Genomic DNA, 20,213 nt, shown 5'->3' with positions numbered 1-20,213 from the left:
GGCCTCCCGTTTTTCATTGTCCCGTTCAGCTGCGGGTGCGTACATCCGCCGCTATCTGATCGAGCAGTTGCTGCCAGCCCTGCCCCAGCTCGTCGACGAGGGCACCATACCCATCGGCCGGCAAGACCCGCTCCTGCTGGAAGGGTACATCCCGCAGCACCACTCCCTCCTCCGTCAGCAAGCGCCAGCGACCGCTCAGCAGGGCGCGGCCATCGTGCCGTCCCTGGAAGCGTTCAACCGAGATGGTCAGCACGGGTCCCTTGCGGGCCCCATCCTGCCGTATCACCCAGCCCGGCAGCCTGCTGGAGAGGCCATTGAGGGTAAGCTGGTTCAGCTGGGCATCCAGCGAACCCGCCCAGCGATGGTACTCGGCAAAGTGCAGCTCCTTGCCCTCCAGCTGATAGACCAGACTCATCCGATCCAGCTGGCCAGAGAGGGCGACGGGACGCAGCACCAGCTGGTGCTGGGGCTGCGCCATGACGCCGTTCGACTGCGGGATCTCCGCGTCCAGCGAGTAGTAGTGCAGTGCCGTCGGGGCTGCGCTGCATCCCGCCAGCAGGCCCAGCAAGGCCAGGGTCATCATCCGTTTTTTCATCATTTTCCTCGCTTGGGCTCAGGATCCTGGGGGAATGGATGCGGTCGAAGATCTACGAATTTGGCCTCTCGATTAGGGGTTGGCAAAATCAGGGACATCATCATTTTCCTCGCTTGGGCTCAGGGTCCTGGGGACGGGAGCGGTCGAAGATCAGCGAACTGGGCTGCTCGTTCAGTGAATGGACCAGGGGTTGCAACTCCCCCATCAGCTGATTGAGAGACTGCACCGACTGACGCAGCTCCTGGTTGGTCTGGGAACCGGCATCATAGGTCTGCAGGGTCTCCTGCAACTGCTTGAGACTCTGGTTGAGCGACTCGGGCAACTGCTGGGTCGAACGCTGACCGGTGAACTGCTCCAGATTGGCACTCACGGCCTTGATGTGCTTGAGGGTCTTGTCCAGGGTCGCCAGGGTGGTATTCACCTGCGTCAGGGTGGTGGCCATGTCCATGTCGACGAACTTGTCGAGGATGAGGTTCACCTTGCGCTCTATCTGATCCAGCCCGGCCTGCACCGTCGGGAACACCTGATAGCCTGCCAGCTTGATGGGCTCATAGGCAGGGGCATCCGGATAGAAGTTGAGATCCACCACCTTGCCGCCGGTCAACAGACTGGACGTCTTGAGGCTGGCCCGCAATCCCTCCTTGAACTGCTTGCTGAACAGGGCCCGCCACTGCTCCCGCTCCGCGTTGGCGTAGCGATGGGAGAGGCGTTGTACCTCGATGCGGGCCAGCACGGGGATCTGCCGGCTCTTGAAGATCTGCACTCCCTTGTCGTCGATGAGGTAGGGGGCAGAGATGACGGTGCCGACCCGGATGCCGCGGTACTGCACCGCCGCCCCGGGGTGCAGGCCACCCACGTTGTCCTCGAACAGGAAGACGTAGTCGATGAACTGATCCAGGCTACCGGCCAGCACGCTCGCCTCGTCCTGGAACAGGGTGAAGCTGTCCATCTGCTTGACCGGCTCACCGGGTGTCCAGCCTGGCGGCAGCCCCATGGTGATGCCGCCGTCCAGCAGGCTCTCCAGCGAGTCCATCTTCACCTTCATCCCCTCACTGCTCATGGAGACCTCGAAGCCCGGCGTCAGCCAGAAGCGAGAGTTGCTGCTCACCAGGATGTCGTAGGGGGCATTGATGAAGAGCTGATACTGCATCTCGCTCTTCTCGGGCAGGAACTTGGCCTCCTCTATCTGGCCTATGGTAAAGCCCTGATAGCTGATGGGGGAGCCAATCCCCAGGGCACGCGCATCGCGGCTGCTGAGGGAGAGCCTCAGCCCCTTGGCGTCCACTGAGGCGAGCGGGGGCTTGTCCAGCATGGCGTATTCACCGCGCGCCTTGCCCTTCTTGCCCGGGGCGAGTTCGATGTAGGCCCCGGAGAGCAGGGTGCCAAGACCCGACACCCCTTCCCGCCCGACCCTGGGTTTGACCACCCAGAACTGGCTGTCCTTCTTGAGCATGCCGGCGGCGGCATTGGTCAGACGAGCCTTGAGCACCGCATGGCTGTAGTCATCGCTAAGCTCCACCGCCTCGATGCGACCCACTTCCACCTCGCGGGAGCGGATCACCGTCTTGCCCGCCACTATGCCCTCGGCGGTGGCGACCGTCAGGGTGAAACTGGGGCCCTGTGAATACCAGTGCTGGAACAGCATCCAGGCTCCGATGAACAGCGCCAGCAGTGGCACCATCCAGATAGCGGCGGCCGAGCTCATAAAGTCAGAGCCCGGTTTCCACCTCGTCTTACGCTCACTCACGTTCGCGCTCTCCTTGTTGTAAATCCCAGATCAGGCGGGAATCGAAACTCATGGCGGCCACCATGGTGATCAAAACGACCCCGGCAAAAGCAATGGCCGCGGGGCCCGGGTAGATGGTCATCAGATTATCGAGCCGGATGAGGCCAGCCAATATGGCCACCACGAAGACGTCGATCATCGACCAACGTCCCACAAATTCGGTCATACGATAGAGCTTGAGCTTGCCAAGGGGAGAACCGACCCGGCCACGCTGCACCATGTAGCAGAGCCACAGCAGTGCCAGTATCTTCACCAGGGGCACCACCACGCTGGCGAAGAAGATCACCGCGGCTATGGGGTAGGAGCCCATGGCCCAGAGCAACACCACACCACCCATGATGGTGGAGGGAGTGTCGTCCCCCAGAAAGACGGTGTCCATGATGGGATAAAGGTTGGCAGGGATATAGAGGATCACTGAGGTGATGAGCAGTGCCCAGGTGCGGTTCAGACCGCCCGGCTTGCGGTGATGGAGATGATCGCCGCAACGGGAACAGCTATGGGCAGCGCCGTCATTGAGCGCGCCGCAGATGTGGCAACCCACCAGCCCGCACGCCAGGGCACTGGCTTCGGGATCCAGTTCCCTCACCTCGGTCGGGCCGAACAGCCGCTGCCACAGCCACATCCGGTCCAGGGACGAGATCATCTTGATCAGCAGCACGGTGTAGCCTACGAAGGCCCAGAACGAGAGCCCCATCTTGACGTCCGCCATGCCCATCAGCTTGACCAGGGAGATGAGCACCCCGATGAGGAAGACATCCACCATCAGCCAGGGCTTGATCCGGCACAGCAGTCGGCCGAGGGAGCGCAGGGCATTGCTGTGCAGATCCTTGTCGAGCCGCCAGAGCACCAGCATGATGGAGCCGATATAGACCAGTGGCAGGCCGATCAGGGTCAGGCTCAGCACGGCCCCCAGAAACAGATAGCCCTGATCCACCAGGGTGGTGATGCACTGCAGGAAGGTCATCTCCTGCCCCACTCCCTTGGCCGAGAAGGACATGAAGGTGAAGGCATTGGAGAGCACGAACATGATCAGCGCCGCAAAGCCGTAGGCGATGGGCCTGCGCTCCTGCTGCGGCAGGTGTGCACTCAGGGTGTGACCGCAACGGGGACAGCTGCTCGTCTCCCCCACGGCCAGCGCGGTGGCCGGCACCAGCAGGTCACACTCTTCGCACGCGGTCGCGTCATGGGTATAGGTAATTGGGTGTTGGTGTGAAACCGGATGCAAGATAAGACCCCAGCATGAGGCCGCGAACGGCCAGAGGCGCCAATTATTGCAGCCACCGCCGCTAACCACCAGCCCTGTTCATGTACAGGGCCTTAAGGGACGCGAGATACATAGGCATAGGCGCGGCCTGGAATGGGGGTCTTGTTGCATCGATCGACTCTGCATCCAGGGAAGAGGGGCATATTTATCTGCAGATTTGCTCAAGCCCATGCACATCAGCCCCTGTTCACCGATGCTTTGGCGGCGGGGTGAGAATGACTTTGACAAGCCTGTGACCATTTAGCACAATCAAACGCCACTTTTTTTCCGCGGGACAATAATTTATGACAACTGAATCCCCAAGCTACTCCACCATCGAGCAGGCCTTCTCTCTTGGGAACGGGCAAGATTCTGCCCTCAACTGGTTGCGCAAGAACCGCAGTCAGGTCGCCATCTTCCTGGTGAGCGGCATCAAGCTGGAGGGGACCATCAGCGGCTTCGACCAGTACAGCGTGCTGTTGACCGATGCCCATGGCAATCAGCAACTGGTCTACAAGGCCAAGATCTCCACCATCGCCATGCACTCAGGTCGCCCGGCGGTCAGCATCCAGCGCGCCCGCAAGCCACGGGTCTCCATGGCCCCGCGCCCCCACGGCGGCCCGAGCCGTTATGACGACAATCAGGGCGGTAGCAGCGAGCAGTGATGCTCGCCTCCTCCTCGCTCTGAGCTTGCCGCTGCGTCAATCGGTGACGACGCGCATCCCCACTCTCATGTCATGCCTGTCCCGTATGAGAGTGGGTCTTCTCCCCCAGGCGGCCTCGATGGCCAACCCGTTTGCTCAGTAGGTCAATCCGACCGGCTTCCCTTCCTTGACCATGCACACCTGCATGCCCGCGGCCTCACCGGCCTGCGCCCCTATGCCAGTGTCCTCGAACACCAGACAGCCCTCAGGCTCGACTCCGAGTCGCTGTGCCACCAGCAGGAAGGTATCCGGGTGGGGTTTGTGCAGCTCCACATCGTCGGCGGTCACCACCACGGGGAAGTAGCGATCCAGCCCGGTATTGCGCAGCACGGCCTCGGCATTGATGCGGGGTGAACCCGTGCCTATGCCCATGGGGATGAGACCGTGATAGCGCCTGACCAGATCCAGCATGGCCGGGAAGGGGGTCGCCTTGTGCAGGTTGGCAACGTAGTGCTCCGTCTTGCAACGCGTCACCACCAGCGGATCCAGCGCGATCTGCTGCACCTCGGCCACCAGCAAGGCTATCTTGCGACTGGGCATGCCACCCAGCTCATAAAACCAGTCGGCATCGAACTGAAAGCCAAACTCGCGGGCGGTATGCTCCCAGGCGGCCAGGTGCAGGGGCATGGAGTCCACCAGGGTGCCGTCGAGGTCGAAGACCAGGCCTTGAAATCCGGAGAGGGTCATGGTGCAGGATCTGTCTGTGGAAAATGGGCCCCCATTCTAGCCAGACCCGTGGATCATCGCCACGCATCAAGGGGCGAGAAACGCTTGCGACCACATTTATGCCGAGGAAGAGGGCCGCCGCCCTGATGCCGCGACAAAGGAGAGAGGGCCGGCGTCAGCGATAGGCCAGGGTACAGGCCCGCCCCTGGGACTTGGCGTGATAGAGCGCCTGATCCGCCTGCTCGGTCAGGGTCTGCCACCCCTTGTCCGAGGAGGGGATCAGATAGCTGAAGCCGATGCTGACGGTGAGCGTCGCCGCCACCCGGGAGGCCGGATGGGGGATCTGCAGGGCTTCCAGTCCCTGGTGGATCTGCTCCGCCAGTCGCTCCGCCTCCCCGGGTTGCGGGGCGCACAGCAGGATCACGAACTCCTCGCCGCCATAGCGGGCCACCAGATTGGTGCGCCGCCGCTCCGTCTCCTGCAGCAGGGCCGCGACCCGTTGCAGGCACTGATCCCCCTTGCCGTGGCCGAAGTGATCGTTGTAGGACTTGAACTCATCCACGTCTATCATCAGCACCGCCAATACCCCCTGGTGGCGACGCGCCCGCTCCCACTCCCGCTCCATGGTGATGTCCCATTGACGGCGGTTGGCGATCCCGGTCAGGGGATCCTCCAGCGACAATAAGGAAAGACGCCGGTTGGCCTCCTCCAGCGCCCGGTTGGTGTCGGCAAGCTGCCGGGTCCGCTCCTGCACCCGCAGCTCCAGGTCACGGTTGAAACGCTCGAGCGCCGCCTGGGTGCGCTGGCGGATCAGCAACTGGGAGAGCACGGCGGCATACTGCTTGAAGATCTCGCTCTGATACGCCTTGAGCGGGCGGCGCCAGAGCAGGTTGTCGGCGGCGATCCAGCCGATGGGGGTACCCCCGTCCCAGAGCGACACCATGGCATTCCAGCCACGCCCCACCTCCTGCTTCTCGTAATAGAGCGGGGTGTCTTCCAGCACCAGCACATAGTCCTTGCGGCGCAGCGCCTCCTGCACCGTGGGATGCTCCGGAATGGGGCTGATGAAATGGCGCTCGTCGATGAGCTCGCCCGCCTCGTTGGTGCCCCAGGTCCCGTGCATGGTCTTGAATTCGCTGTCCGTCAGGAAGATGGCGATGCGATCGAACTGCAACTCCTGGCGCGCCAGCACCACGGCATCGTGCAGCAGGCGATCCTCGCTGTCACAGCGCGACAGCTTGACCCCCACCTGGTGCAGCGCCTGCAGCATGCTGAGGAAGGAGTCCTGCAGGGCCTGGCTGCGGACTAGGTCGGCCTGGGTATGGATCCGCTGATCCCGCTCCAAATCGACCTGACCGGCGAGCCGCCGGCTCTCCAGCTCGGCGGCGAGGTAGTGCATCAGCAGTTGTATGCTCTGCTGCTGGCGCCTTGGCAGGCGATCGAGGCGGCGCCGGGTTTCCAGATAGACCACGGCCTCCAGCCCCTTGTGGCGTTTGAGCGGGAAGCAGGCACGCAGGCGCGGGGCCTCAGGCTCGACGCTCTCCCAGATGGCGCTGGACGGCGCAATGGGCTCTACCAGCAACTGGCCGAGATCGAGGGAGCGCTCTATGAAGAGGAGGGGCAGGTCGAGGGAGCTGAGCAGATCGGCGCTCAGGCAGAGCAAGCCCTGCTCGGGCCTGTAGTGATAGAGCTGGGGCGTCGGCGCCCGCAGCCACAGATAGATCTGCTCGGCCTCGGTCTTTTCTCTGACCGCGGCCAAGGTCACTTCACAGAGATGTTCAAAACTGGTGAAGTGCTCCGGATCCCATTCTTGCATGCCAATTCATCCTTGGTTGTATCCAAGCGAGTATATCGGCAAAGCCTGGCCATTAATTGACCTGGCAGTCAAAAGCGAGATCCAGAGCCCAGTTTTTACAACAGATTCAACGCCTGCATGGCGGCGCGGATCCGCTCGCGGGTGGCGTCAGACAGCGGCATCACCGGCAGACGGCACTCCTCGCTGCACAGGCCCAGCAGGGAGACGGCGTACTTGGCGCCCGCCGGGCTGGGCTCGGCGAACATGGCCTGATGCAGCGGGATCAGCTTGTCCTGCAGCTCGCGGGCGGCTTGCCACTCGCCGGCCAGGGTCAGGTTCTGGACCTCGGCCACCAGCTTGGGGGCCACGTTGGCCGTCACCGAGATACAACCCTGGCCACCACCGATGTTGTAGGCGACGGCGGTGGCGTCTTCACCGGAGAGCCAGGCAAAGGGTTTCTTGATGAGCTGGCGTTCGGTCCAGGGGCGGGCCAGATCGCCGGTGGCGTCCTTCACGCCGGCGATGCGCGGCAGCTCGGCCAGGCGGGCCAGGGTCGCCGGCTGCACATCGACGATGGCGCGGGGCGGAATGTTGTAGACGATGATGGGCTTGGTGGTGGCGTCGTGGACCGCCTTGAAGTGGTGGAACAAGCCTTCCTGATTCGGGCGGTTGTAGTAACCGGCCACATGCAGGGTGGCATCCGCCCCCATCTGCTCGGCGAAACGGGTGTATTCAATGGCTTCGACCGGGTTGTTGGAGCCCGCACCGGCGATGACAGGGATCCGTCCCGCCACCTGCTTGACCACCAGCTCCACCACCCGGCAATGCTCGTCGTGGGTCAGGGTCGGGCTCTCCCCCGTGGTACCGACCGGCACTATGCCATGGGTCCCCTGCTCTATGTGCCACTCCACCAGGCGAGCCAGTGCGGCCTCGTCCAGCTGGCCCTGTCGAAATGGGGTGATCAGGGCAACTATCGAACCTTGAAACATGGGATTTCCTTCTCCTAAACAGATGGACTGGTCAATAAAAAGCCCCGGTACGGGGGTCGCTACCGGGGCTTGAATCGTCTCAGGGATGAGAGGTTACGCGCGCACGCCAGCAGGCCCGAATGTCAGGCTGTATTTATGCTTTCGTTTCGATACGCATGACCGCATTGCATCATCTCTGGATAAATAAGGTGTCTGGGCATATTTCGGGAACACAGCATAAATGTCAAGGCGAAAGCGGCCATGTATAATGGCCGCCCAAAAAAGCGTGGAGAGTCCCAATGAGCCGTCCTGTCAGTGCCGTCAGCCAGATGCTGGAACGTAATCAAGCCCTCTTTGTCGGCAAACGGCTGTTGGTGTGTGGCGCCCTGGAAGATGATTACCCTCGTCAGCTGGCCGAGCTGGCCGACTCCCTGACGGTCTTCACCACAGACTACTGCTATTTCCTCAGCCAGCAGGCGCCCCTGGGTGAGCGCATCCTGTTCGATCACCAGCTCGGCGGTGCCCCTCGTTTCGATGCCCTGCTGCTGCTGATGCCCAAGGCCAAGGCCGAGGCGCAATACCTGCTGGCCATGATGGCGCCGCTGCTGGAAAGCGGTGCAGACCTGTTCCTCGCTGGCGAGAACCGGGGCGGCATCAACGGGGCAGACAAGCTGCTGGCCCCCTATGGCGGGAAGCCGATAAAACGCGACTCCGCCCGCCGCTGCTCCCTCTATCACGGCGAGCTCGGCAAGCCGGTCGCCCCCTTCGAGCTGGATGCCTGGTTCAGCCGCTATGAGTGCAGCGCCGGGGATACCGAGCTGACCGTCATGGCACTGCCGGGGGTGTTCAGCGCCGATGGCCTGGATCTCGGCAGTCAGATGCTGCTGGCGAGCCTCCCTCCCATGCAGGGCAAGCTGCTCGACTTTGGTTGTGGCGCCGGGGTCATCGGCTCCATCTTGGCCAAACGCAACCCGGCATTAGCGGTGAACATGGTAGACATCAGCGCCCTGGCGCTCGAGTCCAGCCGCCGCACCCTGGCGGTCAACGGCTTGCAGGGACGAGTCTATGCCTCTGATGTCTATTCCGATATTGCCGAAAGATTCCAACATATCGTCTCGAATCCCCCCTTCCATGCCGGGCTCAAGACCTTCTATGCCGCCACCGAAACCTTCCTGGCAAGGGCACCCGAGTTTTTGACCGCCGATGGCGCCCTGACCATAGTCGCCAATGCCTTCCTGCGTTACCAACCTATACTGGATACGCACTTCAAACGGACCGAAGTGATAGCCAGCGATGGCAAATTCAAGGTGTATCTGAGCAAAGCCTAAATAAGTGCAACGGTTGTAATAAAACAAGTAGAGAGTGCCAGACGGGATCTGCTAAGGTACCAAGAAAACGTTTGCCACCCCTTTAGGGGTGTTTTTTCGCGGCAACATGAAAACCTTTTCAAAGTATGAATTCAGGGAGAGAAATACGATGGCAGGCATACTCACCATGATATTGGCTGGCGGCGAAGGAACCCGACTCCAGCCACTGACCACCACCCGCAGCAAGCCCTCTGTCCCCTTTGGCGGCAGCTACCGTTTGATCGACTTCGTGCTCAACAACTTCGTCAACGCCGACTTCCTGCGCATCTATGTGCTCACCCAGTTCAAGTCCCAGTCCCTCTACCTGCATATGAAGAAGGGCTGGAACATAGTCGGCATCACGGATCGCTTCATCGATCCCATTCCGGCCCAGATGCGGATGGGCAAACGCTGGTATGACGGCACCGCCGACGCCATCTATCAGAACCTGCGCTTCATCGAGATCTCCGACCCCGAGCACGTCTGCATCTTCGGCTCCGACCATATCTACAAGATGGACGTGAGCCAGATGGTGAGCTTCCACAAGCAGAAGGCCGCCGCCCTCACTGTGGCGGCCCTGCGCATGCCCATCGAGGAGGCGAGCGCCTTCGGGGTGATCGAGGTGGATCAGGAGGGTCGCATGATAGGTTTTGAAGAGAAACCCAGGCATCCGAAGCCCATCCCCGGGGATCCCACCCAGGCCCTGGTCTCCATGGGCAACTACATCTTCGAGACCGAGGCGCTCTACCGCGAGCTCAAGCGCGATGCCGCCGAGGAAAACTCCAGCCACGATTTCGGCAAGGACATCATCCCCAGCCTGTTCCCCCGCGCCCCCGTCTATGTCTACGACTACAGCACCAACGTCATCCCCGGTGAGAAGCCCAACGTCTACTGGCGCGATGTGGGGACCCTGGATTCGTATTGGCAGGCGCACATGGACCTGGTGGCCGACGATGCCCCCTTCTCCCTCTACAATCGCAAATGGCCGCTGCACACCCACTACCCGCCCCTGCCCCCCGCCACCTTCATCGACACCGATGAGTGCAAGGTCAAGATTGCCAACTCCTTGATCTCCGGCGGTTGCTTCATCCAGGGCAGCCAGATCCAGCGATCCATCCTGGGTTTTCGCTGCAACATAGGCCCATGCAGCCACATCAGCGAATCCGTGCTGCTCGGGGATGTGAAGATAGGTGAAGGCTGCTCAATTCGACGCGCCATCATCGACAAAAACGTTGAAATTGCACCCGGCACCGTGATCGGTGAGAATCTGGACCATGACAGAGAGCGATTTACCGTATCCGAAGGCGGAATCGTCGTGGTACCTAAGGGAGCAAGAGTTGGCTATTAACCCACTGAAAGTCCTGTTTGTAGCCTCTGAGGTTGAGGGGCTGGTGAAGACCGGGGGCCTGGCAGATGTGGCCAAGGCCCTGCCGCAGCATCTCGCCCGGGGGGGTCACGACGTTCGCATCATCCTGCCCTTCTACAAGACGCTCAAGCGCCGGGACGAGGCCGTTCTTCTCGCCTCGCGCTGGTTGCCCACCCCTCAGGGGCGGGACGACATCAGCTATCGCATCTATCAGCTGGAACTGGACGGGATCTGCGTCTATCTGCTCGATTGCCCGCCCTATTTCGAACGGCCCCAGCTCTATGCCGAGAACAATCAGGCCTACCCCGACAACGGCGAGCGTTTCGCCTTCCTGGCGGCGGCGGCCCTGCACGCCTGCGAGCAGCTGAACTTCGCCCCTGACATAGTTCACTGCAACGACTGGCACACCGGCCTGCTGCCGCTGCTGCTCAAGACGCGCCACGCTCACAATCCCTTCTTCCAACGCACCCGGTCGGTCATCAGCATCCACAATGCAGCCTTCCAGGGGGTGTTCGATCGCCAGCAGTTCTGGGCCGTGCCGGAGATCCAGGACTACGAGCAGCGTATCAACTACGACTACGGCCACATCAACCTGCTCAAGTGCGGTGTGCTCTATGCCGACAAGATCAATGCGGTCAGCCCCAACTACGCCAGCGAGCTGCTGACGCACCTGGGTGCTCACGGCATGGCCAGCGTGTTCCAGCAACGGGCGAGCGACTTGCGCGGCATCCTCAACGGCTGTGACTATCAGGATTGGGATCCCGCCTTCGATCCCCTGCTGCCCGCCACCTATGACGCCGACCACCTGGCCGGCAAACACGCCTGCAAACGGGCCCTGCAGCAGGAGACGGGGCTGCCCGTCGGCAACCTGCCTATCTATGGCATGGTGTGCCGACTGACCGAGCAGAAAGGGGTGCACCTGCTGATCCCGGCCTTGGACAAGTTTTTGCAGCATCAGGTGCAGGTGGTGATCGTGGGTTCAGGCGATCCCTCCCTCGCCGCCCAGTTGCAGACCATAGCCCAGCAACATCCCGGCAGGTTCGCCTTCATCAATGCCTATGACGACCGTCTGGCCCACCTGGTGGAAGCGGGCTCCGATTTCTTCCTGATGCCCTCCCTGTTCGAGCCCTGCGGCCTCAACCAGATGTACAGCCTGGCCTATGGCACCCTGCCGCTGGTGAGAGCCGTCGGCGGGCTCAAGGATACAGTGGTGGACTGGGACGCCGATCCGGAGCACGCGACCGGGTTCTGCTTCAACGATCCCACCGCCAGCACCTTGCTCGATGCCATGCGCCGCAGCCTGCTCCACTACCTGCAGGAACCGGAGCGGTTTGCCCGCGTGCAGCAAAATGCCATGCACACCCGCTTCGACTGGGCCGACTCTGTTCCCCTGTACGAGCAGATGTATCAGGACGCACTGGCCCCGGTGTGACCCAGATTGCTGAAGTTTTGTGCCCTTGATACGGCTTTATCCGTCAACAGCGAAAAAAGTCCCCTTTGGCTGTTGACGGCCCCCCAAAACTCTATAAAATCCCCCACCGCAGTGATGCGAAGGTGGCGGAATTGGTAGACGCGCTAGCTTCAGGTGTTAGTGTCCCACGGATGTGAGGGTTCGAGTCCCTCTCTTCGCACCATACTGCAACATGCTCCATCGATGGCATGTAAAACAAGATTGATGACAATGTGCGAAGGTGGCGGAATTGGTAGACGCGCTAGCTTCAGGTGTTAGTGTCCCACGGATGTGAGGGTTCGAGTCCCTCTCTTCGCACCATGCTTTTATCAGACAGCATGTAAATCCAGACTGATAACCCGAATGTGCGAAGGTGGCGGAATTGGTAGACGCGCTAGCTTCAGGTGTTAGTGCCCCCCGGGTGTGAGGGTTCGAGTCCCTCTCTTCGCACCATGCTTTTATCAGACAGCATGTAAATCCAGACTGATAACCCGAATGTGCGAAGGTGGCGGAATTGGTAGACGCGCTAGCTTCAGGTGTTAGTGCCCCCCGGGTGTGAGGGTTCGAGTCCCTCTCTTCGCACCATGATTCTGACATGTAAACACAGAGCAATGCGCTCCAACCGCATTTAAAACCAGCTGGAGAAAATCAGTGTGCGAAGGTGGCGGAATTGGTAGACGCGCTAGCTTCAGGTGTTAGTGTCCCACGGATGTGAGGGTTCGAGTCCCTCTCTTCGCACCATTCATTCTGCAAAAGGCCCATCACGAAAGTGACGGGCCTTTTGTTTTTGCCCCTGCCATGGCTATGCTGTTGAGGATGCCATGCCACCACAGGGGTTTTCCCATGATCCTGGATACCGACATTCACAACTTCTATGAACATCTGGTGCTCAAAGAGATAGAAAAACAGGGACTTAACCAGAGACTGACCCCCTACCAGCTGGCCGATCTCTGCTGCCTTACCCTCAATCAGCTCCCCTCTCACTACATACGTCACAACGTCGACATGATCTACTTCACCACGGATGCCGAACGCACCGAGATGGAGCAGAAGGTCATGACCTCACTGCGCCTGGCCTATGACAAGATCCAGGCCGTTCCTTCCCGCTGAGCGCTTTCCTATAGCCAGCTTTGCTGCCAGAGCAGGGTGACGACCCCCGTCATGCCCGCGACCGGCAGCAGGATCAGCGCCGGCCTCAGCCTGGGTTCCAGCATGACCCAGGCTGCCAGCAAGAAGCCCAGACTCCACAGGCCGTACGCCTTGTCCTGACCCCAGCCCAACACCGCCAGCAAGGCTGCCAGCAAGAGACACCGCACTATCCAGATCATGATGATGCTACCCACAGAATCAAACGATAACGATTATCGTTTGTGATTATGGGGAGTGCAATCGGACTTCTCTATGGGTTTTGGCTATTTGCCCTGCATCGGCCTGATATTCAAAAAAAGCGCCGATGAGATCAACTAATGAGTAGATTTATCAAACATTAATGCATTTTTGCTAAATAAGTTGGGATTTTGCGCCCCGGGTTTGTGGTAGATTGCGGCCTCTTTTTGGGCCGGCCCCTCGGGATACGTGTATCCACAGGACGAGAGGGACCGACCTTGGCGAGCAAGAGTTTAGGAAGTATCTATGCAAAACCAACACAACCACATCCGATTGCCTGGCATGACGCAGGTGTTTGCCTGCCTGGCCATTTTCCTGGCCCTGGCCTTTTCGTTCACCAGCGTGCTCGATCTGCCGATCCAGCTGGCGCTGTTCATCGCCTGGTTCGTCATCATGGGGCTCGGCATCCGGCTCGGCCATGACTACAAGTCCCTGGAGCAGGCCGCCGTCGACGGCGTCGCCAAGGGGATGGGCGCCATATTGATACTGGTCTCCGTCGGTGCCCTGGTCGGCACCTGGATCGCCGGCGGCATAGTCCCCAGCATCATCTACTTCGGCCTCAAGGTGATACACCCCTCCATCTTCCTGCTGGCGACCCTGATCATCTGCTCCCTCACCTCCCTGGCCACCGGCACCTCCTGGGGCTCGGCCGCCACTGCCGGTATCGCCATGATGGGCATAGGCCACAGCCTGGGGGTGCCTGCGCCCCTGGTGGCCGGTGCCGTGCTCTCCGGCGTCTACTTCGGTGACAAGCTCTCCCCCCTCTCCGACTCAGTGGTGCTGGCGTCGACCATGTCCAACGTCGACGTGGTGGAGCACATCAAGGGGATGCTGCCCATCAGCCTCTTCTCCTACGTCATCACGGCGGCCCTGTTCACCGTGGTCGGCATGCAATACTCCGGCAACGTCAGCCTGGAGCAGGTCAATCTGGTGATGGAGGCCCTCGACAAGCAGTTCAACATCACCCCGCTGGCCATAGTGCCGGTGATCCTGGTGCTGGGCCTGCTGGCAAACCGCAAACCCGCCTTCCCGGTGATCAGCTTCGGCGCCCTCCTCGGCCTTGTCTGGGCCATCGCCTTCCAGGGCATGGATCCGATCAAGGCGATGCACTCCGCCTACAGCCCCTTCCCCATCACCTCAGGGGTCGACTTCATCGACAACATCCTGGGTCGCGGCGGCATGGAGTCCATGCTGGGCTCGGTGGCCGTCATCATCTTCGGTTTGGGCTTTGGCGGTCTGCTGGAGAAGGTCGGCATACTGGCGGTGATCGCCAGCGCCTTCGAGAAGCGCATCAACAGCGTCGGCAGCCTGACCAGCCACACCATAGGCACCGCCTTCCTGGCCAACGTGTTCGGCTCCGCCATGTATGTGTCTCTGATCCTGACCCCCAAGATCATGGCCAAGAACTACGACCGGCTGGGACTGGCGCGCAAGAACCTCTCCCGCAATGCCGAGTTCGGCGGCACCCTCACCTGCGGCATGGTGCCCTGGAGCGACAACGGCATCTTCATGGCCGGGGTGCTGGGGGTGGCGACCCTCGACTATCTGCCCTACATGTGGCTCAGCTTCACCTGCATCATAGTGACCATCACCCTCGCCTATCTGGGCAAGGCGGTGAACCGGGTGCCGGTGATCGAGGCGGCCAGCTCCCGCTAACAGCAGGAAAAATAATGATAAAGGCGCCATCACGGCGCCTTTTGCTTGGGGGAAGTTCGGGGTTAAGCTGGCAGTCAACCTCGTCGCCCGTGGCAGGATGCCCAGATGAATTTTACCTTTCGCCAGATCCGTTACTTCGTGGCGGTGGCCGACAGCTTCTCCGTGAGCCGCGCCGCCGCCGAACTGCACATCTCCCAGTCGGCGGTCACCAGCGCCATCCGCGAGCTGGAGACCGAGCTCGGCGCCGCCCTGTTCGAGCGCAACCCGCGCGGCGTCACCCTGACGGCCCAGGGCCACCAGTTCCTGCTCCATGCCAGGCGCATTCTCGGCGCCATGACCGAAGCCGGCCAGTCCCTCAAGGCGGTTGCCCAGCAGGATCAGGGGCAGCTCACCATAGGGGTGACCACGCTGGTGGCCGGCTACTACCTGTCGGAGGCGATCGGCCGCTTTCGCCGTGCCTTTCCGGCGGTGCGCATCGAGGTGAAGGAGGATGAGCAGCCGTTTCTGGAGCATCAGATCGTCAACGGCGAGGTGGACGTGGGGATACTGATGACCAACCGCACCATACGCCAGGAGGCGTTCGATACCGAGCTGCTGACCCGCTCCCCCCTGCGGCTCTGGCTCGCCGCCAACCACCCCCTCTGCGCGGAATCGACCCTCTCCCTCAAGGCGTTGGGGGACGAGCCCATGATCTCGCTCACCGCCGATCAGCTGGATCAGATCATAGGGGCCGGCCTGCGCCGCTACGGCATCTCCCCTCGCACTGTGCTACGCACCGCCTCGGTGGAAGCGGTGCGCAGCCTGGTGGCGAGCCAGCTCGGGGTCGCCCTGCTGCCGGACTTTGCCTATCGCCCCTGGTCTCTGGAGCAGGAGCGGGTGGAGGCCCGCCCCATCAAGGAGCCCATCCCCGCCATCGACATCGGTCTGGTGTGGCGCCGCGGCTCGCGGCTCGACTGGACCGCCCGCGAGTTCATCGACATAGCGCGGGATCAGAGCCGGCTGCGGGCCCGCCAGCCGGTCTCCCGCTAGCCGGCACCCTCAGGGTGATCGCCGTGCCGTCATCAAAAACAAGATTCATCTGCACTCGATATCGATTTGGCAGATACCTCTGGCGTTAAAAATTGAAATTCTCATTACCACTGCCTTCTCCTACGCTCATGACTGGTTAACAGGATGTTAATTGCCATTGCAGTATCGCATGGCTCCAGATCATGCAAGGAGAGCAAGATGAAACTGACCCCCCTGACCCTGGCCCTGATCCCCGCCCTGCTGGCAGGCCAGACCCAGGCCGCCCCGACCGAGCTCGGCAAGGGTGAAGGCCAGCTCAATATCGTGGCCTGGGCAGGCTACGTAGAGCGTGGCGAGACCGACAAGAACTACGACTGGGTGACCGGCTTCGAGAAGGAGACCGGCTGCAAGGTCAGCGTCAAGACGGCCGCGACCTCGGACGAGATGGTGGCCCTGATGAACGAGGGGGGCTTCGATCTGGTGACCGCCTCCGGCGACGCCAGCTTGCGCCTCATCGCGGGGGGCAAGGTGCAGCCGCTCAACCTGGCCCTCATCCCGAGTTACGGCAAGATAGATCCCCGCCTGCAGAATGCCCCCTGGCACACAGTGGAGGGCAAGCACTACGGCGTCCCCTACCAGTGGGGCGGCAACATACTGATGTACAACACCAAGGTGTTCCCCAAGGCGCCCGACTCCTGGTCCGTGGTGTTCGAGGAGCAGACCCTGCCGGACGGCAAGTCCAACAAGGGGCGGGTGCAGGCGTTCGACGGCCCCATCCACATCGCCGATGCCGCCCTCTACCTGATGACCCACCAGCCGGCACTCGGCATCAAGGATCCTTACGAGCTGAACGAGGAGCAGTACAAAGCCTCCCTCGATCTGCTGCGCAAGCAGCGCCAGCTGGTGGGGCGCTACTGGCACGACGCCTTCGTCCAGATAGATGACTTCAAGAACGAGGGGGTGGTGGCCTCCGGCTCCTGGCCCTTCCAGGCCAATGCCCTGATCGCCGACAAGCAGCCCATCGCCACCACTGTACCCAAGGAGGGCGTCACCGGCTGGGCCGACACCAGCATGGTGCACAGCGAAGCCAAGCACCTCACCTGCGCCTACCAATGGCTGGAGCACTCCCTGAACAACAAGCTGCAGGGGGATCTCGCCTCCTGGTTCGGCTCTGTGCCCGTGGTGCCCGCCGCCTGCGAGGGCAATGCCCTGCTGGGCAAAGAGGGCTGCAAGACCAATGGCATAGACAACTTCGACAGGGTGCACTTCTGGCGTACCCCAGTCTCCCAGTGCAAGAGCCAGGGGACCTGCGTGCCCTATTACCGCTGGGTGTCCGACTATATCGCCATCCTGGGTGGCCGCTGAGTCCAGGCAGCCCACACCAGCAAATCGCCCCACCACGGGCCGGGGGGAGACCCGGCCCTGTTCGATGACAAGGACGTACCATGACAGCCGTACAATTTGACCGGGTCAGCCGCCACTATGGCGAGGTGAAGGCGGTCGACGACATCTCCTTCCAGATCCCCTCCGGTGAATTCTTTACCCTGCTGGGCCCGAGCGGTTCCGGCAAGACCACCTGCCTGCGGATGATCGCGGGCTTCGAGTACCCGAGCGAGGGGGAGATCCGCCTGTTTGGCGAGCCCTGCTCCCGGGTGCCGCCCTATGATCGCAACCTCAATACCGTATTTCAGGACTACGCCCTCTTCCCCAACATGGATGTGCGAGACAACATCGGCTACGGCCTGATGATCAGGGGAGTACCCAAGGCGGATCGCCACCGCAAGGTGGAGGAGATGCTGGAGCTGGTGCGCCTGCCCGGCGTCGGCAGCCGCAAGCCGGGGCAGCTCTCCGGCGGCCAGCGCCAGCGCATCGCCATCGCCCGGGCCCTCATTAACCAGCCGCGCATCCTGCTGCTGGACGAACCCCTGGGGGCGCTGGACCTCAAGCTGCGCGAGCAGATGCAGCTCGAGCTGAAAGCCTTGCAGCGCCAGCTCGGCATCACCTTCATCTTCGTCACCCACGATCAGCAGGAGGCGCTCTCCATGAGCGACCGCATCTGCATCTTCAATCAGGGCAAGATAGAGCAGATAGCCGCGCCCGATACCATCTACGATGCCCCGGCGACGCCGTTTGTGGCCCGCTTTGTTGGCACCGTCAATCTGTTCGAGGGGGAGCAGGCCCGGCGGCTGTGCGGTGACGAGCACCAGATGATGGTGCGCCCGGAGCGGATCCGGCTCGGCGAGGCCGGCATGCCCGGCTGGTCCGGCGAGATCTGCGAGGTGGAGTATCTGGGCCCCTTCGTGCGCTACCGGGTCAGCCTGGGAGAGCAGCTCGAGATCATCGTCAACCACCCCAACGAGGGGCAGGCCCGTCTGGCCCGTGGCGCCCGGGTCAGCCTTAGCTGGCCTGAGCAGGCCATCCACCGCCTGAGTGCCTCAGGATCGGGGGCTCAGCCATGAGCCTCCCCCACAGTGCGAGTCTAGCCATGAGCCACGCCACCGAACCTGCACGCTTGCGGCCGCTGCGGCGCCTCTCCACCCTGCTCTACGGGCGGCCAGGTCTGCTGCTGGCCATCCTGCTCGGGCCGCCCCTGCTCTGGCTCGGCATCATCTATGTCGGCTCCCTGCTGATGCTGCTCTCCAACGCCTTCTTCGGGCTGGACGAGTTCAGCGGTCAGGTGCGTCACGAGCTGGGGCTGCAAAATTTCATCGCCCTGCTGCGGCCGGAGAACCTCGACGTCATCGGGCGTACCGTCGGCATGTCGCTGCTGGTGACCCTGGCCTGCGCCCTGCTCGGCTTCCCCATCGCCTACTACATGGCGCGCTACACCAGCGGCAAGACCCGGGCGCTGTTCTACGTGGGCATCATGCTGCCGCTCTGGTCCAGCTATCTGGTGCGGGTCTATGCCTGGAAGCTGATCCTGGCCAAGGAGGGGGTGATCAGCTGGCTGGCGGACAGCCTGGGGCTGGAGTGGCTGCTGGACAGCATCCTCTCCCTGCCGATGATTGGCGGCCCCTCCCTGTCGTTTTCGCGGCTCGGCACCTTCATCGTCTTCGTCTACGTCTGGCTGCCCTTCATGATCCTGCCCATTCAGGCGGCGGTGGAGCGGATCCCGTGCTCCCTGCTGGAGGCGAGCTGCGATCTGGGGGCGACTCCGGCCCAGACCTTCCGCACCCTGATCCTGCCGCTGGCCCTGCCCGGCGTGGTGGCGGGCTCCATCTTCACTTTTTCCCTGACCCTTGGTGACTACATCATTCCCGGCATCATAGGCAACTCGACCATGTATATAGGCCAGGTGGTCTACATGCAGCAGGGCACGGCGGGCAACCTGCCCTTCGCCGCCGCCTTCTCACTGGTGCCCATCCTCATCATCGCCATCTACCTGACCATTGCCAAACGTCTGGGGGCCTTCGATGCGCTCTAATCCACCCATGAACCAGGCCTCCGGCCTGCTCAAGTACGCCGCCATCGGCGGTCTGCTGTTCCTGCACTTCCCGATCCTCTTCATCTTCCTCTACGCCTTCACCAGCGAGAGCAAGAGCTACCAGTTCCCGCCCCCCGGACTCACCCTCAAGTGGTTCGAGGTGACCCTGAACCGCCCCGACGTGTGGCGCGCCATCCAGCTGTCGCTGGAGGTGGCCGGGCTCGCGACCCTGGCGGCCATGGTGCTCGGCACCCTGGCGGCGGGAGCCATAGCCCGCAGCCGTTTCTTCGGCCAGGAGGTGGTCTCGCTCTTGCTGGTGCTGCCCATCGCCCTGCCCGGCATAGTCACAGGCATCGCACTGCGCTCCGCCTACGGCCTGATGGAGATCCCGTTCAGCTTCTGGACCATCGTCATCGGTCACGCCACCTTCTGCGTGGTGGTGGTCTACAACAATGCCCTGGCCCGTTTTCGCCGCACCAACAAGTCGCTGATCGAGGCGTCCATGGATCTCGGGGCCGACGGCTTCCAGACCCTGCGCTACGTCATCCTGCCCAACCTCGCCACCGCGCTGCTGGCGGGAGGCATGCTGGCCTTTGCGCTCAGCTTCGACGAGGTGATAGTCACCACCTTCACCGCGGGCCAGCAGACCACGCTGCCCATCTGGATGTATCAGGAGCTGATCCGCCCCCGTGACAGACCCGTCACCAACGTGGTGGCCCTCATCATAGTGGCCGTGACCACCATTCCCATTCTGCTTGCCTACTACCTCACCCGCGACGGCCAGGACGTCGCCGGCAGTGGCAAATAATGACTCAACGCC

General features: G+C 62.0%; 18 protein-coding genes and 5 tRNA genes. 16 read left to right on the top strand and 7 right to left on the bottom strand.

From position 1 onward, the window contains the following. Window positions 1–25: 25 nt before the first annotated feature. From ACFWHB_RS02910 to ACFWHB_RS02900, 3 genes are all read right to left on the bottom strand, one after another. On the bottom strand, window positions 26–595 hold the full coding sequence (locus ACFWHB_RS02910; RefSeq protein ID WP_395949422.1) for a PqiC family protein: 570 nt from the start codon (window positions 593–595) through the stop codon (window positions 26–28). Between the two features lie 100 nt (window positions 596–695). Continuing rightward, window positions 696–2,342 (bottom strand): intermembrane transport protein PqiB, encoded by a 1,647-nt coding sequence (pqiB, locus tag ACFWHB_RS02905; protein WP_106885725.1) that lies wholly within the window; start codon window positions 2,340–2,342, stop codon window positions 696–698. Next, window positions 2,335–3,606: a PqiA/YebS family transporter subunit gene (locus ACFWHB_RS02900; RefSeq protein WP_395949421.1), complete on the bottom strand. Its 1,272-nt coding sequence runs from the start codon at window positions 3,604–3,606 to the stop codon at window positions 2,335–2,337. Before ACFWHB_RS02900 ends, pqiB begins: the two co-directional genes overlap by 8 nt. A 323-nt stretch (window positions 3,607–3,929) precedes the next feature. Between ACFWHB_RS02900 and hfq the strand changes: the two genes are divergently transcribed. Continuing rightward, a complete protein-coding gene (gene hfq, locus ACFWHB_RS02895; RefSeq protein ID WP_106885723.1) occupies window positions 3,930–4,289 on the top strand; it encodes an RNA chaperone Hfq in 360 nt (119 codons plus the stop codon). 135 nt (window positions 4,290–4,424) lie between these two features. Here the strand turns inward: hfq and ACFWHB_RS02890 are convergent, their stop codons facing one another. The 3 genes from ACFWHB_RS02890 to dapA form a co-directional block, all read right to left on the bottom strand. After that, entirely contained in the window at window positions 4,425–5,015 is a 591-nt protein-coding gene (locus ACFWHB_RS02890; protein ID WP_106885722.1) for an HAD family hydrolase, read from the bottom strand. Between the two features lie 154 nt (window positions 5,016–5,169). Beyond that, window positions 5,170–6,810, bottom strand: coding sequence for a GGDEF domain-containing protein (locus tag ACFWHB_RS02885; protein ID WP_106885721.1), 1,641 nt, complete (start codon window positions 6,808–6,810; stop codon window positions 5,170–5,172). A 95-nt stretch (window positions 6,811–6,905) separates the two neighbouring features. Next, the gene (gene dapA / locus ACFWHB_RS02880; protein WP_042648184.1) at window positions 6,906–7,778 is read right to left on the bottom strand and encodes a 4-hydroxy-tetrahydrodipicolinate synthase; all 873 of its coding nucleotides are present in this window, start codon (window positions 7,776–7,778) and stop codon (window positions 6,906–6,908) included. A 278-nt stretch (window positions 7,779–8,056) separates the two neighbouring features. Here dapA and rsmC point away from each other — a divergent pair, with 278 nt between their 5' ends. The 9 genes from rsmC to ACFWHB_RS02835 all read left to right on the top strand — a co-directional run bounded on the left by rsmC (window position 8,057) and on the right by ACFWHB_RS02835 (window position 13,029). Further along, window positions 8,057–9,085, top strand: coding sequence for a 16S rRNA (guanine(1207)-N(2))-methyltransferase RsmC (gene rsmC / locus ACFWHB_RS02875; protein WP_395949420.1), 1,029 nt, complete (start codon window positions 8,057–8,059; stop codon window positions 9,083–9,085). Window positions 9,086–9,191: 106 nt separating this feature from the next. Then, the gene (glgC, locus tag ACFWHB_RS02870; RefSeq protein ID WP_289985492.1) at window positions 9,192–10,451 is read left to right on the top strand and encodes a glucose-1-phosphate adenylyltransferase; all 1,260 of its coding nucleotides are present in this window, start codon (window positions 9,192–9,194) and stop codon (window positions 10,449–10,451) included. Continuing rightward, the gene (gene glgA, locus ACFWHB_RS02865; protein WP_395949419.1) at window positions 10,441–11,901 is read left to right on the top strand and encodes a glycogen synthase GlgA; all 1,461 of its coding nucleotides are present in this window, start codon (window positions 10,441–10,443) and stop codon (window positions 11,899–11,901) included. Before glgC ends, glgA begins: the two co-directional genes overlap by 11 nt. Before the next feature lie 116 nt (window positions 11,902–12,017). Continuing rightward, window positions 12,018–12,103: transfer RNA gene (locus tag ACFWHB_RS02860), tRNA-Leu, on the top strand. A 51-nt stretch (window positions 12,104–12,154) separates the two neighbouring features. Beyond that, window positions 12,155–12,240 (top strand) — tRNA-Leu (locus tag ACFWHB_RS02855). Window positions 12,241–12,286: 46 nt separating this feature from the next. Beyond that, window positions 12,287–12,372, top strand: a tRNA-Leu gene (locus ACFWHB_RS02850). A gap of 46 nt (window positions 12,373–12,418) precedes the next feature. Further along, a tRNA-Leu gene (locus ACFWHB_RS02845) sits at window positions 12,419–12,504 on the top strand. Window positions 12,505–12,574: 70 nt separating this feature from the next. Then, window positions 12,575–12,660: transfer RNA gene (locus ACFWHB_RS02840), tRNA-Leu, on the top strand. 102 nt (window positions 12,661–12,762) lie between these two features. Further along, window positions 12,763–13,029, top strand: coding sequence for a late competence development ComFB family protein (locus ACFWHB_RS02835; RefSeq protein WP_106885716.1), 267 nt, complete (start codon window positions 12,763–12,765; stop codon window positions 13,027–13,029). 8 nt (window positions 13,030–13,037) lie between these two features. Here ACFWHB_RS02835 and ACFWHB_RS02830 read toward each other — a convergent pair whose 3' ends face one another. Continuing rightward, window positions 13,038–13,247, bottom strand: coding sequence for a hypothetical protein (locus ACFWHB_RS02830; RefSeq protein ID WP_041206801.1), 210 nt, complete (start codon window positions 13,245–13,247; stop codon window positions 13,038–13,040). Between the two features lie 304 nt (window positions 13,248–13,551). Here ACFWHB_RS02830 and nhaC point away from each other — a divergent pair, with 304 nt between their 5' ends. From nhaC to ACFWHB_RS02800, 6 genes are all read left to right on the top strand, one after another. Further along, on the top strand, window positions 13,552–14,961 hold the full coding sequence (gene nhaC / locus ACFWHB_RS02825) for a Na+/H+ antiporter NhaC (protein WP_395949418.1): 1,410 nt from the start codon (window positions 13,552–13,554) through the stop codon (window positions 14,959–14,961). 105 nt (window positions 14,962–15,066) lie between these two features. Further along, on the top strand, window positions 15,067–15,990 hold the full coding sequence (locus ACFWHB_RS02820) for a LysR family transcriptional regulator (protein WP_106885714.1): 924 nt from the start codon (window positions 15,067–15,069) through the stop codon (window positions 15,988–15,990). 198 nt (window positions 15,991–16,188) lie between these two features. After that, on the top strand, window positions 16,189–17,334 hold the full coding sequence (locus tag ACFWHB_RS02815) for an ABC transporter substrate-binding protein (protein WP_395949417.1): 1,146 nt from the start codon (window positions 16,189–16,191) through the stop codon (window positions 17,332–17,334). Window positions 17,335–17,414: 80 nt separating this feature from the next. Beyond that, on the top strand, window positions 17,415–18,428 hold the full coding sequence (locus tag ACFWHB_RS02810) for an ABC transporter ATP-binding protein (RefSeq protein WP_395949416.1): 1,014 nt from the start codon (window positions 17,415–17,417) through the stop codon (window positions 18,426–18,428). Then, window positions 18,425–19,393, top strand: a complete 969-nt coding sequence (locus tag ACFWHB_RS02805; RefSeq protein ID WP_395949415.1) for an ABC transporter permease — start codon at window positions 18,425–18,427, stop codon at window positions 19,391–19,393. The genes ACFWHB_RS02810 and ACFWHB_RS02805 overlap by 4 nt, the downstream gene beginning before the upstream one ends. Then, window positions 19,383–20,201: an ABC transporter permease gene (locus ACFWHB_RS02800; RefSeq protein WP_289985507.1), complete on the top strand. Its 819-nt coding sequence runs from the start codon at window positions 19,383–19,385 to the stop codon at window positions 20,199–20,201. Before ACFWHB_RS02805 ends, ACFWHB_RS02800 begins: the two co-directional genes overlap by 11 nt. Window positions 20,202–20,213: the final 12 nt, after the last annotated feature.

It is taken from the genome of Aeromonas mytilicola subsp. aquatica (genome assembly GCF_044336385.1).
Lineage (GTDB): Bacteria > Pseudomonadota > Gammaproteobacteria > Enterobacterales > Aeromonadaceae > Aeromonas > Aeromonas rivipollensis.
Note: the sequence above shows the minus strand (reverse complement) of the source record. Positions and strands in the feature narration are given on the sequence as shown.